Raw genomic sequence first — 15,271 nt, forward strand, 5'->3', positions numbered from 1 at the left:
GCAGGCTGGCCGGCAGCGGGCGATAGTCCCAGCCTGGCCGGGCGCGGCAAGCGCCGCCCGGCCACCCATGGCGCGGGCATTGCCCCTGCCTGGGTCAGACGGCCCGGAGCGCTTCGTCGATCCGGGCGCGCGTGGCGCGCGGTGGCGTGGCGCCTATTCGTTGCTCACCTTGCGCGATTTCCAGCGGCCGTCGCTCTGCTTGCAGAACCAGCCGGTCCAGTTGTCTTCCAGGCCATCGCGCTTGAGCTGGGTGCGCAGCAGGCGGCAGGACTGGCCCTGGTCGGTCTTGGAGCGCAGCGGCGTGAGCGAGCCTTCGATGGCGCGGCGGCCGCTCGTGGCGGGATAGTTCCAGGGCACCACGGCGCCGTCGGCGCCGGTGTTGAGGATCTCGCCCACGCTCTTGGCGAGTGCGGCGGATTCCTTCTGGCTCATCTTGCCGATCACCGTGGCATTGACGAATGTGTCGAAGTAGGCGAGCGCGGGCGCGGCCGGGGCCAGCAGGGCGGCACATGCCAGCGAAGTTCGGAACAACTGGCGCGGTGTCATGGATGCAGTCCTTTTGTCGTGGGTGGTTCGATGGATCGAAGGGCGCGGGACGCGTCCGGATACAGACGGCGCGAAGCCCGCACGCGTGCGGAGTCCCGCGCTCGTCACGTTTTCATCGCGTCCTGCTACCTTATGCCATCCGCATGCCGGTGCGCGCCCGAGTGAAAACTTTCACATCCAGTACAAAAAGCGACATAACCACGCCGAAAGATTTCAGTACCCGGCACGACAGGCGATATGCCATGCTGCTCGCCAGTGCCTGATACGGCGCCGGCCCGATTTGCGTCCGTGCGTCCTGACGAGAGAGCGGCAAATGAGCGCAAGAGAGGCAATGGCGGCGCTGCAGCGCCATGTCGAGGGGGCCATCAAGGGGCAGGGCGAGGTGATCCGCCAGATCGTGATCGGCCTGCTGGCCAACGGCCACCTGCTGCTGGAGAGCGTGCCCGGCCTGGCCAAGACGCGCATGGTCAAGAGCGTGGCGGCCAGCCTGGACGCGCAGATGCGCCGCATCCAGTTCACCCCGGACCTGCTGCCGGCCGATATCACCGGCGCCGACGTGCTCTACCAGGAAGGCGGGCGCAACAGCTTCCGCTTCCAGCCGGGCCCGGTGTTCGGCAACCTCGTGCTGGCCGACGAGATCAACCGCGCCCCGGCCAAGGTGCAGTCCGCCTTGCTCGAAGCCATGGAGGAGCGCCAGGTCTCGGTGGGCGGCACCACGCATCCGATGCCCCCGCTGTTCATGGTGCTGGCCACGCAGAACCCGATCGAGCAGGAGGGCACCTATCCGTTGCCCGAGGCGCAGATGGACCGATTCCTGATGAAGGTGCTGATCACCTATCCTGCCGCCGACGATGAGCGCGAGGTGCTGCGCCTGGTGCGCGCGGAGGAGCGTGGCGAGGGGCCGGCCCCGGCCGATGCGCCCGCGGGCGAGAATCCGCCGCCACGGCGCGTGCCACAGGCCGCGATCTTCGCGGCGCGCGCGGAAATCAGCGCCATTCACGTGGCCGACGCGATCGACCGCTACATCGTCGACCTGGTCAACGCCAGCCGCGCGCCGGCCCGCTATGACGAGGCGCTGGCCAAATGGATCGCGCTGGGCGCCAGCCCGCGCGGCGGCATCGCGCTGGACCGCGCCGCGCGCGCCCATGCCTGGCTCGAAGGACGCGATCATGTCACGCCAGACGATGTGCGCGCGATGGCGCTGCCCACCCTGCGCCACCGGCTGATCCTGTCCTACGACGCCAACGCCGACGGAGTGGATGCCGATGCGGTGGTGCGCAAGCTGGTGCAAAGCGTGGCCGTGCCGGCCTAGCAACGGGGAACCCAGGTGGCCACGGAGGCGGCGCGCACGGCAGCGGAGATCGGCACGGTGTGGGTGGATGTCGCGCACCTGGCGCGGCTCGAGCACGCCGTGCGCGATCTGGGCTTCACCATGCGCCAGCCGCACGCCAGCGTGCTGGCGGGCAAGCACGGCTCGCGCATCCGCGGGCGCGGGCTGAATTTCGAGGAATTGCGCGGCTACCGGCAGGGCGACGATATCCGCCATCTCGACTGGCGCGCCTCGCTGCGCGCCGGGCGCGCGCTGGTGCGCGCCTACACCGAAGAGCGGGACCTGCCGGTGCTGCTGGTGGTGGACCAGCGCATGCCGATGTTCTTCGGCTCGCGGCGCGCCATGAAATCCGTGCTGGCGGCGGAGTTCGCCGCGTTGTGCGCGTGGATGGCACTGCAGGCCGGCGACCGCGTGGGCGCCGTGGTCTTCAACGACAGCGACACCACGCTGGTGCGCCCGCTGCGCAGCCGCGCGCGCGTGCAGGCCGTGCTGGGCGCGGTGGCCGGCATGAACCAGGCGCTGCATGCCGGCAGCACGGCGCGGCCCGTCTATGGCCAGCTCGACCGCGCGCTGGAGCGCGCGCTGCAGGTGGCGGCGCATGACCACCTGGTTTGCGTGGTAAGCGATTTCGCCGGGGCCGGGCAACGCACGCAGGATCTGCTGCGCCAGCTGTCCAGCCACAACAGCGTGATCGCCGCGCTGGTGTTCGACCCGATGTTCCAGGCCGTACCGCACCACACCGGGCGCATGGTGGTGACGGAGGGCGAGTTGCAGGTCGAGCTGGACATGGGCGCCAGGACCGTGCGCGAGCCGATCGAATCCTTCTTCACCGGCCGCCTGCACGAGGTCACCGCGCTGCTCAAGCGCAGTGGCGTGCCGATGATGGCAATCGATACCGAGGGCGAGGCGCTGGCCCAGTTGCGCCACCTGCTGGGACGCCTGGCCCCGCGCGGCAAGGCGCCGCGGCCATGAGCGCACGGCGCGCACGGCCATGGCAGAGCTGATCCGCGCCAGCGTTGCCGGCAGCCCCGGCGCCGCGCCTGCCGATGCCACGCTGTCCGCGCTGCAGGAGATCCCCACGCCCGCGCCGGTCTCATGGTTGCCGCAGACCTGGGGCTGGGCGGTGCTGGCCGCGCTCCTGCTGACGGTGCTGGCGCTGCTGGCGTGGCGCGTGTACCGTCGCCGCCAGGCCAGTCGCTACCGGCGCGAAGCGCTGGCCGAGCTGGCGCGGATCGAAGCCATGCTGGCCGACGAGCACAGCCGCGCCGGCGCGCTGGCGGCGCTGCCGGCGCTGGTCAAGCGCGTGGTGCTGGCGTTCGCGCCGCGCGCGCAGGTGGCCAGCCTGTCGGCACAGGCGTGGCTGGCGTACCTGGACGGCACCTGGCGCGCGGGCAGCTTCACCAGCGGGCCGGGGCGCCTGCTGCCGGAACTGGCCTACGGCAGCCAGCCGCCCGCGGCCGCCGAGGTGACGGCGCTGGTGGCGCTGCTGCGCGACTGGATCGGACAGCATCATGCTCGCCTTTGAACATCCCTGGGCGGCCTTGCTGCTGCCGTTGCCGCTGCTGGTCTGGCTGTTGCTGCCGGCGTACCGGGAGACCATGCCCGCGGTGCGCGTGCCGTTCTTCGAGGAAATGGCCGAGCGCAGCGGCCAGCGTCCCGCCCACGGCGCGGTGGTGATGCGCGGCAACTGGGCCCGGCGGCTGCTGGCGCCGCTGTGCTGGGTGCTGCTGGTGGCCGCGCTGGCCAGGCCGGTGTGGGTGGATCCGCCCATCGAGCGCGACGAGCCCGCGCGCGACCTGATGCTCGCCATCGATCTCTCGCAGTCGATGGAGGCACGCGATTTTACCGGGGCGGACGGCCGCGCCGTGGACCGCCTCACCGCCGTCAAGCAGGTGGTGCGCGGGTTTATCGCGCGCCGCAAGCAGGACCGCATCGGCCTGGTGGTGTTCGGCGTCGCCGCCTTCCCGCAGGCGCCGCTGACGATGGACCATGACAGCGTGCTGGCCTTGCTCGATGAAACGCAGATCGGCATGGCCGGCCCGCAGACCGCCATCGGCGACGCCATCGGCGTGGCGGTGCGCATGACCGAGGCGTCGCCGGCGCAGGAAAAGGTGCTGATCCTGCTGACCGACGGCAACGACACCGCCAGCAAGGTGCCGCCGGCGCAGGCCGCGCAGGTGGCCAGGGACCGTGGCCTGGTGATCCATACCATCGGTATCGGCGACCTCAATGCCAGCGGCGAGAACAAGGTGGACCTGGCTGCGCTGCAGGCCATCTCGGCGCGCACCGGCGGGCAGAGCTTCCGTGGCGAGGACCTGGCCGGCCTGGAGGCGATCTACGCTACGCTGGACCGCATCACGCCGGTCAAGGTCAGGCGCCAGTCGCACCAGCCCAAGCGCGACCTTTTCTGCTACCCGCTGGGCGCGGTCGGCATCTTGCTGCTGCTGTACCACGCGGTCATGCTGCTGCTGACTGCCGCGCGGCGGCCGCGCGGCCAGCCGCCGCCGGAGCCGGGCGCGGCCGCAACACGCGCAGGGGGGCGCTGATGGACCTGTCGGCCTTTCACTTCCTGCGCCCGCCGTGGCTGCTGCTGGTGCCCGCGGCCGCGCTCATCGCCTTCGCCTGGCACCGGCTCTCGGACCCGCGCCGCCGCTGGCAAGGCGTGATCGCCCCGCATCTGCTGGCGCGGCTGATCGTGGACAGCGGCGGCGGCCCGCGCCTGCGGCCGGTGCATGGCGCCTGCGCGGCGCTGGCGCTGATCGGCATTGCCGCGGCCGGGCCGGCCTGGGAGCGCGAGCCACCGCCGTTTGCCGAGGACAAGGCGCCGATGGTGATCGCCATCGACCTCTCGCGCAGCATGGACGCGGTGGACGTGGCGCCCACCCGGCTGGAGCGCGCCAAGCAGAAGGTGCGCGACCTGATGGTGCTGCGCGCCGGCTCGCGCACCGGCCTGGTCGTGTATGCCGGCAGCGCGCACATGGTGGTGCCGCCCACCGACGATCCGGTCTTCATGGCGCTGTTCCTGGACGCGCTCGACACCGGCATGGTGCCCGGCGCGGGCAAGAACGCGGCGGCGGCGCTGACGCTGGCGGATGGCCTGCTCAGGCGCGAGTCGGCCGCCGGTACCGTGCTCCTGATCACCGACGGATTCGAGCGCGCGCAGATTCCAGCCTTCGCCGCGCAGGCGCGGGCGGGCCAGATCCAGGTGCTGGCGCTGGCGGCCGGCACCGAGGGCGGCGGGCCCATCCGCACCCCCGATGGCCGCGTGGCCACCGACCCGCAGGGCAGGCCGCTGCGGGGCACGCTGGACCTTGCCGCACTCAAGGCACTGTCTGCCGATGCGGATATTCCGCTGGCCAGCCTGACGCTGGACGACGACGACATACGCTGGGTGCAGCGCCGCGCCGTGCGCAATATGGAAGCCGCGCAGGAGAAGAACGCGCAAGTGCGCTGGAAGGAAGCCGGCTATCTCATCACCGTGCCCATCGTCGTGCTGGGTGCATTGTGGTTCCGCCGCGGCTGGGTGGTACGCTGGCTGCCGCTGTGGCTTGCGACGCTCGCGGGCCTGCTGGCGCAGGCGCCGCGTCCGGCAATGGCCGCGGATTCCCGCCCGGCCGGCGCCACCACCAGCGCCACCACCAGCGCCACCACCAGCGCCATCGCCAGCGCCTTCTTCACGCCGGACCAGCAGGGCCGCCGGCGCTTCGAGCGCGGCGACTTCGCCGGCGCCGCCGCCCGTTTCCAGGACCCCATGTGGCGCGGCTGGGCCAGCTACCGCGCGGGCGACTATGCGGCAGCGCTGACCGCCTTCGCGAGCCTGGACACGCCGGACGCTTTCTTCATGATGGGCAATTGCTACGCGCGCCTGCGCGACTACCCGCGCGCGCTTGCCGCCTACGACAACGCGCTGGCGGCTCGCCCCGGCTTCGCGCAGGCCGTGGCCAACCGCGCGCTGGTGGCGGCGCTGATCGCCCGGGAGAAGAACGACAAGGATGACCAGGAACAGGCGCCCGACCTGCCGCCGGACAAGGTCGAGTTCGAGAACAAGGAGCAGGGCGGCAAGAAGGGCAAGCTGGACATGAGCCGGCTGCAGCAACAGAACGCGGAGCTGTGGATGCGCAACCTGCAGGTATCGCCGGCGGATTTCCTGCGGCAGAAGTTCCAGATCGAAGCGCGGCAGCCGGCGCCCGTGCCGCCGGCGGCGGCCCCGGCGTCCGGCGCGCGCGGAGCGGCGCCATGAGCCGCCGCGCGCTGCTGGCCGCCGTGCTGGTGCTGGCTTGCCTGCTGGCGATGTTGCCCGCGCTGGCCGCGCCCGGCGACGGGCCGGCAAGCATGGCGCGCGCCCACCTGGAACCGCCCGGACCGGTCGCGGCCGGACAGCCCGTGCGGCTGGTGGTGGATGCGCTGACCACCAACTGGTTCACGCAGGCGCCGGTCTTTCCCGCGCTGGATATCCCGGGCGCCATCGTCAGCCCGCCGGGAGACGATGCCAGCAACCTGAGCGAGGACATCGGCGGGCAGCGCTGGTTCGGCGTGTCGCGCAGCTACATCATCACGCCGCAGTCCGGCGGCGACCTCGCCATTCCGCCGCTGGAGCTGACCCTGCAGGTGGGCGAGGCCGCCGGCCCGGTCAAGGTCAGGACGCCGCCGCTGACCCTGGCGATCAAGGCAGTGCCGCGCCCGCCCGGCGCCGGGAATGCCATCGGCACCGTGCGCCTCGAGGTGCGCCAGACGCTGGACCGTGACCTGCGGGCGCTAAAGCAGGGCGACGCCTTCACCCGCACCATCGAGATCAGCGCGGACGGCGTGCAGGCCATGCTGCTGCCACCCACCGTGTTCGCGCCGGTGAGCGGGCTGGCGGTCTATCCCAAGGCGCCGCGCGTGGAAGACATCAGCCGCGAGCGCCAGGGATTCCTCGGCGGCCATCGCATCGATGCGGCCACCTACGTCGTGCAGCGCCCCGGGCGCTACACGCTGCCGGGCGTCAGCGTGCAATGGTGGGACGTGCGCGCGGGCCGCTTGCGCACTGCCAGCGTGCCGCCGCTGCATTTCAGCGCGGCGGCGGGCGGGGGCTACCAGCCGGCCGTCGCCATCCCGGGCGAGTCCCCGGCGGCGCTGGGTGGCGGCACCTCCCGCTTCGCTGTCCGGCAGGTGGCGGGGGCCATCGTCGCGGTTGCGTTGCTCGCGTTTGCGGCATGGCTGCTGCTGCCACGCCTGCGCCTGCTGTGGGCGCGCGCGCGGGCATCGCGGCGACGGCGGCTGCTCGCCCGGGACGGGTCGGAGCGGGCTGCCTTCATGCGGCTGCGGCGCGCCTTGCGGGGCAGCGGGCAGGGAGCGCCCGGCGCGCTCTACGCCTGGCTGGACCGGCTGGCAGCGAAGCGGGGCAGTGGACTGGCTGGTCCGGCCACGCTGGCCGATGCCGGGCGTGCTGCCGCGCGTGGGCCTTTCACGGAGGCGGGCCAGGCGTGGCTTGCGAGCAACTATGGTGGCGCGCAAGCCGTGGCGGCGGGCCCGGCCGTCGATGCGGCACTCGACCGGTCCCTGGATGAGGCCCGGCACGTGCTCGCCGCGCAGCCGCCGGCGCGGCGCGGCCATGCGCGGGAACTGCCACCGCTCAACCCCGGCGGCGAGCAAGCGGCTAGCAGGCAGCAAGCAGGCAGCAAGCAGGCAGTTAGCAGGCAGCTAGCAGGCGCTAGCAGGCAGCTAGCAGGCGGGGCATGAGCGGAACAGAGGCCGGCCAGGGGCGGTGGGATATGTCCTTGCCGAAAATCTTTGCCACCGGCCGGGAAAACATTCAGTTCAGGCCAGGTGCGATCCCCCGCAGAATACTTCGCACGCCCGCGCGGCGCCCGGCGTTGCCGGCGCCACGGCATCCCCGCCCACGGTCCGAGGTGAACCCAATATGCGCCCCACGCTGACCAAGCAATTCGCCATCGCCTTGCCGCTCCTGCTGGGCGCGGCGCACGCGCAAGCCACCGAAGGCGCGCTCGGGCGGCCCGTCACGGGCACCAGCGTCACGCCCAATGCGGGCATCGTGGCGCCGGAGCCCATCCTCGCCGTCAATCTCGGCGAGATCTACCTGAACGGTTCCATCGGCGGCGGCCGGGAAGTGCCGATCGGTGGCCAGACCACGCTCGGCGTGGATGGCAAGGTGGCCTTCACCCTGGCTACCATCATGAAGGTGTGGGACACCAAGACCGGCGCGTGGAATTTCGCTTCCAGCTTCACGCTGCCCTATGTCTGGACCCAGGTGAACGCCACCGTGGCGGTGGGCCGCCTGCAGGGCGGCAGGCAGGACACGGCATCCAACCTGTTCGACATCGCTTTCACGCCGGTCATCGCCGGCTACCACTTCTCCAAGACCGAGCACATCGCCTTGAGCTTCAATATCTGGGCTCCCACCGGAAAGTACGACGCCAGCTCCCTGGCCAATCCCAGCCTCAACAACTGGACGTTCATCCCGCAAGTGGCGTACACCCGGATCCTGCCGCAGTACGCAATGCAGATCAACGTGGTGGCGGGCCTGCAGTTCTACACGCGCAACAGCGCAACGGACTACCAGAACGCGCCGCTGTTTACGCTCGACACGATGCTGACCAGGCAGTTCGGCCATGGCTTCGGGGCCGGCCTGATCATCGGCACCACCCAGCAGCTTGGCAACGATACCGGGCCCACCGCCGACCGGCTCAATGGCTTTCGCGGACACGACTGGGCGATCGGGCCGATCGTGACCTACGACAGCAAGATCGGCGCGAAGAGCATGCTCTCGCTCGGCCTGCGCTGGGTGCCGACGGTATCGAGCCAGAACCGGCTGAGCAGTACCAGTACCTTCATGGGAACCGCGACTGTCGTGTTCTGACGAAAAAGGGCTTGGCCAGCCCCCTTCGCGCGTTCCCTGCGGATCAGGCGAATTCGATTTTTTCGCTACCCGAATGGGTGATGGCATTGGGCCGGTTTTGCCGCCGGGTGGCACCGCCATCGCGCCGCCTGTCTGCCGCGCAGCACTTTCCCCTCTTTTGTGCGCTGCCATGTGCTGCCGCGCTCTCTCGCCTACGAAAACTTTCACTACGGGACACGCTGCCAGCACCTACAAATTAAGAAGCTAATTTTGCTTAGCTAAGTCGCAAATCGGTAAGCCGGAGACGCAGGGGCGAAGGCGTCCGCGAGAACGCAGCCCCGGCCTTCATTCTGATAATGGCAACGAAGGTAAGCCCTGCAATTGCCAAACCAAAGGGGCGGCGGTGGCGATTGGAATGCGAAACACGACGGATGCCCTGACCACGTCAGGCCGAAGGACCAAGGGCGCGAGCCGGCCGCCCGCCGTGGCCCAGTTGCGCGACAGCAGGGCCGCGCCGATGCCGCGCGGCCACACGCGCTACCTGCGCACCTTTGTCGACCTGGCCGAGCGCGGCACGGTGCACGCCGTGGCCCAGGCCAACGGCATCCAGTCCTCCTCGGTGCTGTACCACCTGCAGGCGCTCGAAGACCGCCTTGGCGCGCTGTTCATACCAGGCGCGGAGAAGGGCGCGCTGGTGCCGACCGCCAGGGCGCTGGAGATCCTGCCCAAGGTGCGGCGCATGCTCGGCATTCTCGACGATGCGTGCTCCGGCCGCGCGCCGCCGCTTGCCGACTGCGTCGGGCTGGCGCGCGTGCGCCTGGCGGGGCCGATCGATCTCGCCGCGGAGCTGGTGGTCAAGGTGGTCAGGACCACGGTGCCGGTCAGCCGGCTCAGCTTGTCGCATGCCAGGCAAGGCCAGGCGGAGCCCGGCGGCGACCTGGAGATCGTGGTGTCGCTGGGCGAGACCCGCCTGGAGGGCAGGGGCTGCACGGTGGCCAGGATGCAAAGCTCGCTGATTCCGGTGTTCTGCCGCTCGCATGCCGGCCCTCGCTGTGCGGCTGGCGGGGCCGCGCCATGCCTGATCCCGGAAGCGCTACTCGGCCTCTCCGGCCAGATCGACAACTGGATCCACACGGTCAGCGCGCTGGGCGCAGCGCGGGTTTCATCGCTCTCGATGGAGGCGCTGCTCGATCTCGCGCAGGCCAGGCCGGCGGCCATCCTGCTGCCTGCACCGGGACTGGAAAGCGCGCTGCAGGCACGGGATTTCGCCGTGCTGCCCACGTCCGGCCTGTTCGGCCAGCCGCCGCCGGTGGAGCTGTGCATCGCTGCCATCGCGCACGATCCGGCCTTGCGCCGCACCGCGCACAGGGTACGCGCGCAGTTGCAGCGCAGCCTGGCGGCGGCGCTGCCCAATGCCCGCTACGACACGGAAGCCGCGGTGCCGGCATGAGGCTGGCCGATGCCGTACCGCGACGATGAAATCATTCAGATCGAAGGCGCAAAGAATTGATTTCCGTTTTGCCGTGCGATTTGCGAGCATGGCTGCGCAGTTGTGAGGATATCTTTGCATTGCCTACGGCAGGAGGCGGGATGGGACGGAGCCGGAACAGCAAACGGCGCAACGAGGCGATGGCCGGGGCCAGCACGGCAAACGCGGCCATGGCGCCGGCGGCGGCACTGCCGGCCAGCGCGGCGCTGCGGCGCCGCAGCGTTCTGCTCGGCGGCGCGTTGCTGTGCGTGGCGGTGGCGGCAGGCGGCGCATTTTCTTACTGGCGGGGCGGCACGGACGCGGCCCGGCCAGTCGGTGTGCAAGCCGGCGACGGCGTCCACGGCCCGGCCGGCATGGTGCATGTGCCCGGCGGGGAGTTCCTGATGGGCAGCGACCACAAGCTGGCGCAGCCCAACGAGCGGCCCGCGCACAAGGTGCGCGTGCACGGTTTCTGGATGGACCAGCACCACGTCACCAATGCCGAATTCCGCAAGTTCGTGCAGGCTACCGGCTACGTCACCACCGCGGAGAAGCCGCCCGACTGGGAAACCCTGAGGGTCCAGCTGCCGCCTGGCACGCCGCGGCCGCCGGACAGCGCAATGGTGGCGGGTGGCATGGTGTTCGTCGGTACCGCCGGCCCGGTGCCGCTGCAGGATTACTCGCGCTGGTGGCGCTACGTGCCCGGCGCCGACTGGCGCCATCCCGGCGGCCCCGACAGCAGTATCGCGGGCAAGGACGATCACCCCGTCGTGCAGGTCTCCTACGAAGATGCGCAGGCTTATGCGAAGTGGGCCGGCAAGCGGCTGCCCACCGAGGCCGAATGGGAGTTCGCCGCGCGCGGCGGCCTGGAGCAGGCCACCTACGGCTGGGGAGACCAGTTCGCGCCCGACGGCAAGCAGATGGCCAATGTCTGGCAGGGCCAGCAGGCGCAGCCATTCCCGGTGGTCAGCGCCAAGGCGGGCGGCGCGCTCGGCACCAGCGCGGCCGGCACCTTCCCGCCCAACGGCTATGGCTTGTCCGACATGACCGGCAACGCCTGGCAATGGGTGGCCGACTGGTATCGCGCCGACCAGTTCGAGCGCGAGGCCGTGGCCAGGCGCACCATCGATTCTCCGGCGGGTCCCGCGCAGTCGTGGGACCCGGCCGACCCTGGCGTGCCGGTGACGGCGCCCAAGCGGGTCACGCGCGGCGGCTCCTTCCTCTGCAATGAAGACTATTGCCTGAGCTACCGGCCCAGCGCCCGGCGCGGCACCGATCCGTACAACAGCATGTCGCACCTGGGTTTCCGGCTGGTCATGGACGACGCCAAATGGGAGGCCCTGCGCGAGCAGGGGCAAGCGGCGCTGGCGCAGGCCACGGCGGGCCAGCCTGCCGCGCGCCACTGAGGGAGGAGCCGGCCATGCCGCGTTTCACGTTGTTGTCCTGCCACGCGCGCCGATGCCAGGCCGCCGGGCTCGCGGCCGTCGCGCTGGCGGCGGCGCTGGCAGGCTGCGCGGGGCCGCCAGCGGACAGCGGTGGCGGGGCGGCGCCGGTGCGGGCGGCGCAGGCAAGTACCGCCGCTGTCTTGCCATCGTGGCGCGACGGCGCCGCGCGGCAGGCCATCCTCGCCTTCGTGGCCGATGTCACGCGCGCCGGCGCGCCCACCTTCGTGCCGCCGGCGGAGCGCGTCGCGGTGTTCGACAACGACGGCACGCTGTGGAGCGAGCAGCCGCTGTACTTCCAGTTCCTGTTCCTGCTCGACCAGGTCAAGGCCGCCGCGCCGAGCCATCCGGAGTGGAAGAACAATGCCGCCCTCAAGGCCCTGATGGCCAACGACATGGCCGCGCTGCACGCCCAGGAGAAACAGCTGCTGCCACTGGTCATGGCGGCCAATAGCGGCATGACGGTGGACGAGTACGACAAGGCGATCCGCGCATGGCTGGACAAGTCGCGCCATCCCAGGCTCAACCGCCCGTTCACCGAACTGGTCTACCAGCCGCAGCTGGAGCTGCTGGCCTACCTGCGCGCCAACGGCTTCAAGACCTACATCGTCTCCGGCGGCACCATCGAGTTCATGCGGCCGTGGTCGGAGCAGGTCTATGGCATCCCGCCCGAGCAGGTGATCGGCTCCACCGCATCGATCAAGTACGAAGTGCGCAACGGCCAGCCGGTGCTGGTGCGCGAGCCCAAGCTGGCCTTCGTCGACGACGGGCCGGGCAAGCCGGTCGGCATCTACCTGCGCATCGGCCGCAGGCCCATCCTGGCGGTGGGCAACTCTGACGGCGACCTGCAGATGCTGGAATACACCACCGGCGGCGCCGGCCGGCGCCTGGCGCTGCTGGTGCATCACGACGATGCCGAGCGCGAGTTCGCCTATGACCGCCAGTCGGCGGTGGGCAAGCTCGACAAGGCCTGGGACGCGGCCACCGCGCGCGGCTGGACCGTGATCAGCATGAAGCAGGACTGGCAGCAGATCTACCCGCCACCCAAGTAGCACCGCGCGGCGCAGTCGCGCTCAGCAATCCCTTTGTTGCACATGTCCGTTCGTGCCGAACGCGGACGGACTCGTCTTGATTTCGTCGGGAGCCTTGCCATGAACTTTTCGTTGGGGAAATTGCATCGGAGCCGCGGGACGGCGCTGGCGCTGGCCGGCATCGGCGGCCTGGCCGCCGCGGCGACCGCCGTCTTCTTCCTGTCCGCGCCGCCTGACGCGCAAGCGCAGGGCGCGGCCAAGCCCGCGCCGGCGCCAGCCGCCACCGCCGCCAAGCCGCCACCCGCTCCGGCACAGGGTACGGGCAAGAAGCCCAATATCCTGGTGATCTTCGGCGACGATATCGGGCAGACCAATATCAGTGCCTACAGCTTGGGCGTGGTGGGCTACAAGACGCCCAATATCGACCGCATCGCCCGCGAGGGCATGATATTTACCGACTACTACGCAGAGAACAGCTGCACGGCCGGGCGCTCGTCGTTCATCACCGGACAGACGCCGTTGCGTACCGGGCTCTCGAAGGTCGGCGCGCCGGGCGCGCCGGTGGGCCTGCAGAAGGGCGACATCACCATTGCCGAAGCGCTCAAGCCATTGGGTTATGCCACCGGCCAGTTCGGCAAGAACCACCTTGGCGACAAGGATGAATACCTGCCCACCAAGCACGGTTTCGACGAGTTCTTCGGCAACCTGTACCATCTCAACGCCGAGGAAGAACCCCAGCGCGACTACTGGCCCAAGGACAAGAACGACCCGTTCGTGAAGAACTTCTCGCCGCGCGGCGTGATCCACAGCACCGCCGACGGCAAGGTGGAAGACACCGGCCCGCTGACCACCAAGCGCATGGAGACCGTCGACGACGAGACCACGGCCGCCGCGCAGAACTTCATCACCAAGCAGGCCCAGGCCAACAAGCCGTTCTTCGTGTGGATGAACACTACGCGCATGCACGTCTACACGCACGTGCGCCCGTCGATGCGCGGGCAGAGCGGCATGCCCGGCAACGAGTACGCGGATGGCATGATCGAGCACGACGGCGACGTAGGCAAGCTGCTCAAGACGCTGGACGACCTGAAGATCGCCGACAACACCATCGTCATCTACACCACCGATAACGGCCCCAACCAGTTCTCCTGGCCGGACGCCGCCACCACGCCGTTCCGCAGCGAGAAGGACACCAACTGGGAAGGCGCGTTCCGGGTGCCGGCCATGGTCCGATGGCCGGGCAAGATCAAGCCTGGCACCGTGACCAGCGAGATGTTCTCGGGGCTGGACTGGTTCCCCACGCTGCTGGCGGCGGCCGGCGACGCCGGTGTCAAGGACAAGCTGCTCAAGGGGGCCGGCTTCGGCGGCAAGAACTTCAAGGTCCACCTGGACGGCTATAACCAGTTGCCGCTGCTGACCGGGCAATCCCCGAAAAGCGCGCGCGACGAGTTCTACTACTTCAACGACGACGGCGAACTGGTGGCGATGCGCTTCGGCGACTGGAAGGCGGTCTTCTGCGAGCAGACCTCGCCCGGGGGATTCGCCGTGTGGCGGAATCCGTTCACCTGCCTGCGTGTCCCGAAGATGTTCAATCTGCGCATGGATCCCTACGAGCGGGCCGACATCGTGTCCGACCAGTACGATGACTGGCTGGCCAAGAACGCGTACCTGACCGAAATCGCGACCATGAAGGCCACCATGTTCCTGCAGACCTTCGTCGACTATCCGCCCAGCCAGCGGCCGGCGAGCTTCAGCATCGACCAGGTGCGCAAGCAGGTGGACAGGAAGATCGACGAGGCCTTCAAGAAGCGAGGGCAGCAGTAGCGGGGGGCGAAGGCCCGATGCACTAGCCTCGACCGGCAGCCGGGCGGGCCGCAATCATTGCGGCCCGCCCGGCCGCGTTTTCCAGGGTGGCAAGCAATGCTGGATTCCCACGTGGCGCGGATCGACAAAAAGCCTGGCAGACGGGGCGGGACGGCGCGCCGCCCGGCCGTGGCCAGGCCGGACCTGGCGCCCCCGCGAGACATGGCGACGCTGGGGTGGGCCTGGCCGGCGCTGCTGTTGCTGGCCTCGGGCGCGGCCGGGCTGGTGTTCCAGGTGCTGTGGATCAAGCAGCTCACCCTGGTGGTGGGCGTGGAGGTGCACGCGGTCACCATCGCGGTCAGCGCCTTCTTCGGCGGACTGGCCCTCGGCGGCTGGCTGTTCGGGCGCGCGGCGGACCGCAGCGCCTGTCCCTTGCGGCTGTACGCGCGGCTTGAACTGGCCGTGCTGGTGCTGGCGCTGGCCTGCACCGTGGGCTTGTCCATGGCGGCGATGCCGTTTGCCTGGCTGCAGGACCGCGCCGGCGTGCTGGCGTGGGCCTTGCCGATCCTGCTGGCGGGCCTGCCGGCGGTAGCGATGGGCGGGACGCTGCCGGTGCTGATGCGCGCGCTCGCGCCGGCGCCGGACGGCGTGGGCCGCAGTGGCGGGCGCCTGTACGCGGCCAATACCGCCGGCGCCATCGCCGGCACCTTGCTGGCGGGCTTTGCGCTGGTGCCGTGGCTGGGCGTGCTCGGCAGCGCCTGCGCGGCGGCGGCGCTCAACGGCGTGGCCGGCTGCGCGGCGCTGGTGCTGGCG

13 protein-coding genes are annotated in these 15,271 nt (G+C 70.3%); 12 read left to right on the forward strand and 1 reads right to left on the reverse strand.

The features are described from left to right. Positions 1-153: 153 nt before the first annotated feature. Entirely contained in the window at positions 154-546 is a 393-nt protein-coding gene (locus AB4Z48_RS25910; protein ID WP_441619245.1) for an RT0821/Lpp0805 family surface protein, read from the reverse strand. Positions 547-859: 313 nt separating this feature from the next. On the opposite strand from AB4Z48_RS25910, the gene AB4Z48_RS25915 reads away from it, so the two are divergent. From AB4Z48_RS25915 to AB4Z48_RS25970, 12 genes are all read left to right on the forward strand, one after another. Beyond that, complete coding sequence (locus AB4Z48_RS25915) at positions 860-1,858, forward strand: AAA family ATPase (protein ID WP_441619247.1); 999 nt, start codon at positions 860-862, stop codon at positions 1,856-1,858. A 48-nt stretch (positions 1,859-1,906) separates the two neighbouring features. After that, complete coding sequence (locus AB4Z48_RS25920; RefSeq protein ID WP_441619286.1) at positions 1,907-2,848, forward strand: DUF58 domain-containing protein; 942 nt, start codon at positions 1,907-1,909, stop codon at positions 2,846-2,848. A gap of 19 nt (positions 2,849-2,867) precedes the next feature. Next, the gene (locus AB4Z48_RS25925) at positions 2,868-3,401 is read left to right on the forward strand and encodes a DUF4381 domain-containing protein (RefSeq protein ID WP_441619249.1); all 534 of its coding nucleotides are present in this window, start codon (positions 2,868-2,870) and stop codon (positions 3,399-3,401) included. Continuing rightward, complete coding sequence (locus AB4Z48_RS25930; protein WP_441619251.1) at positions 3,388-4,422, forward strand: vWA domain-containing protein; 1,035 nt, start codon at positions 3,388-3,390, stop codon at positions 4,420-4,422. The genes AB4Z48_RS25925 and AB4Z48_RS25930 overlap by 14 nt, the downstream gene beginning before the upstream one ends. Next, entirely contained in the window at positions 4,422-6,116 is a 1,695-nt protein-coding gene (locus AB4Z48_RS25935) for a vWA domain-containing protein (protein ID WP_441619253.1), read from the forward strand. The genes AB4Z48_RS25930 and AB4Z48_RS25935 overlap by 1 nt, the downstream gene beginning before the upstream one ends. Next, a complete protein-coding gene (locus AB4Z48_RS25940) occupies positions 6,113-7,597 on the forward strand; it encodes a hypothetical protein (protein ID WP_441619255.1) in 1,485 nt (494 codons plus the stop codon). The genes AB4Z48_RS25935 and AB4Z48_RS25940 overlap by 4 nt, the downstream gene beginning before the upstream one ends. A 181-nt stretch (positions 7,598-7,778) precedes the next feature. Then, a complete protein-coding gene (locus AB4Z48_RS25945) occupies positions 7,779-8,735 on the forward strand; it encodes a SphA family protein (protein WP_441619257.1) in 957 nt (318 codons plus the stop codon). A gap of 394 nt (positions 8,736-9,129) precedes the next feature. After that, a complete protein-coding gene (locus tag AB4Z48_RS25950) occupies positions 9,130-10,164 on the forward strand; it encodes a LysR family transcriptional regulator (RefSeq protein WP_441619259.1) in 1,035 nt (344 codons plus the stop codon). Between the two features lie 140 nt (positions 10,165-10,304). Next, the gene (locus tag AB4Z48_RS25955) at positions 10,305-11,588 is read left to right on the forward strand and encodes a formylglycine-generating enzyme family protein (protein WP_441619261.1); all 1,284 of its coding nucleotides are present in this window, start codon (positions 10,305-10,307) and stop codon (positions 11,586-11,588) included. A gap of 14 nt (positions 11,589-11,602) precedes the next feature. After that, on the forward strand, positions 11,603-12,676 hold the full coding sequence (locus AB4Z48_RS25960) for an HAD family hydrolase (protein WP_441619263.1): 1,074 nt from the start codon (positions 11,603-11,605) through the stop codon (positions 12,674-12,676). Between the two features lie 99 nt (positions 12,677-12,775). Further along, positions 12,776-14,479 (forward strand): arylsulfatase, encoded by a 1,704-nt coding sequence (locus AB4Z48_RS25965; RefSeq protein ID WP_441619264.1) that lies wholly within the window; start codon positions 12,776-12,778, stop codon positions 14,477-14,479. Between the two features lie 201 nt (positions 14,480-14,680). Beyond that, positions 14,681-15,271: fused MFS/spermidine synthase (locus AB4Z48_RS25970; protein WP_441619266.1), on the forward strand; the 591-nt coding region annotated here is incomplete at its 3' end.

It is taken from the genome of Cupriavidus sp. 2TAF22 (genome assembly GCF_052115045.1).
GTDB lineage: Bacteria > Pseudomonadota > Gammaproteobacteria > Burkholderiales > Burkholderiaceae > Cupriavidus.

Bases quoted from the DNA above. Each gene is read 5' to 3' on its own strand.
- AB4Z48_RS25945 (WP_441619257.1), top strand. From the start codon at position 7,779: ATGCGCCCCACGCTGACCAAGCAATTCGCCATCGCCTTGCCGCTCCTG.
- AB4Z48_RS25925 (WP_441619249.1), top strand. From the start codon at position 2,868: ATGGCAGAGCTGATCCGCGCCAGCGTTGCCGGCAGCCCCGGCGCCGCG.
- AB4Z48_RS25940 (WP_441619255.1), top strand. From the start codon at position 6,113: ATGAGCCGCCGCGCGCTGCTGGCCGCCGTGCTGGTGCTGGCTTGCCTG.
- AB4Z48_RS25960 (WP_441619263.1), top strand. From the start codon at position 11,603: ATGCCGCGTTTCACGTTGTTGTCCTGCCACGCGCGCCGATGCCAGGCC.
- AB4Z48_RS25955 (WP_441619261.1), top strand. From the start codon at position 10,305: ATGGGACGGAGCCGGAACAGCAAACGGCGCAACGAGGCGATGGCCGGG.
- AB4Z48_RS25950 (WP_441619259.1), top strand. From the start codon at position 9,130: ATGCGAAACACGACGGATGCCCTGACCACGTCAGGCCGAAGGACCAAG.
- AB4Z48_RS25915 (WP_441619247.1), top strand. From the start codon at position 860: ATGAGCGCAAGAGAGGCAATGGCGGCGCTGCAGCGCCATGTCGAGGGG.
- AB4Z48_RS25965 (WP_441619264.1), top strand. From the start codon at position 12,776: ATGAACTTTTCGTTGGGGAAATTGCATCGGAGCCGCGGGACGGCGCTG.
- AB4Z48_RS25930 (WP_441619251.1), top strand. From the start codon at position 3,388: ATGCTCGCCTTTGAACATCCCTGGGCGGCCTTGCTGCTGCCGTTGCCG.
- AB4Z48_RS25910 (WP_441619245.1), bottom strand. From the start codon at position 546: ATGACACCGCGCCAGTTGTTCCGAACTTCGCTGGCATGTGCCGCCCTG.
- AB4Z48_RS25935 (WP_441619253.1), top strand. From the start codon at position 4,422: ATGGACCTGTCGGCCTTTCACTTCCTGCGCCCGCCGTGGCTGCTGCTG.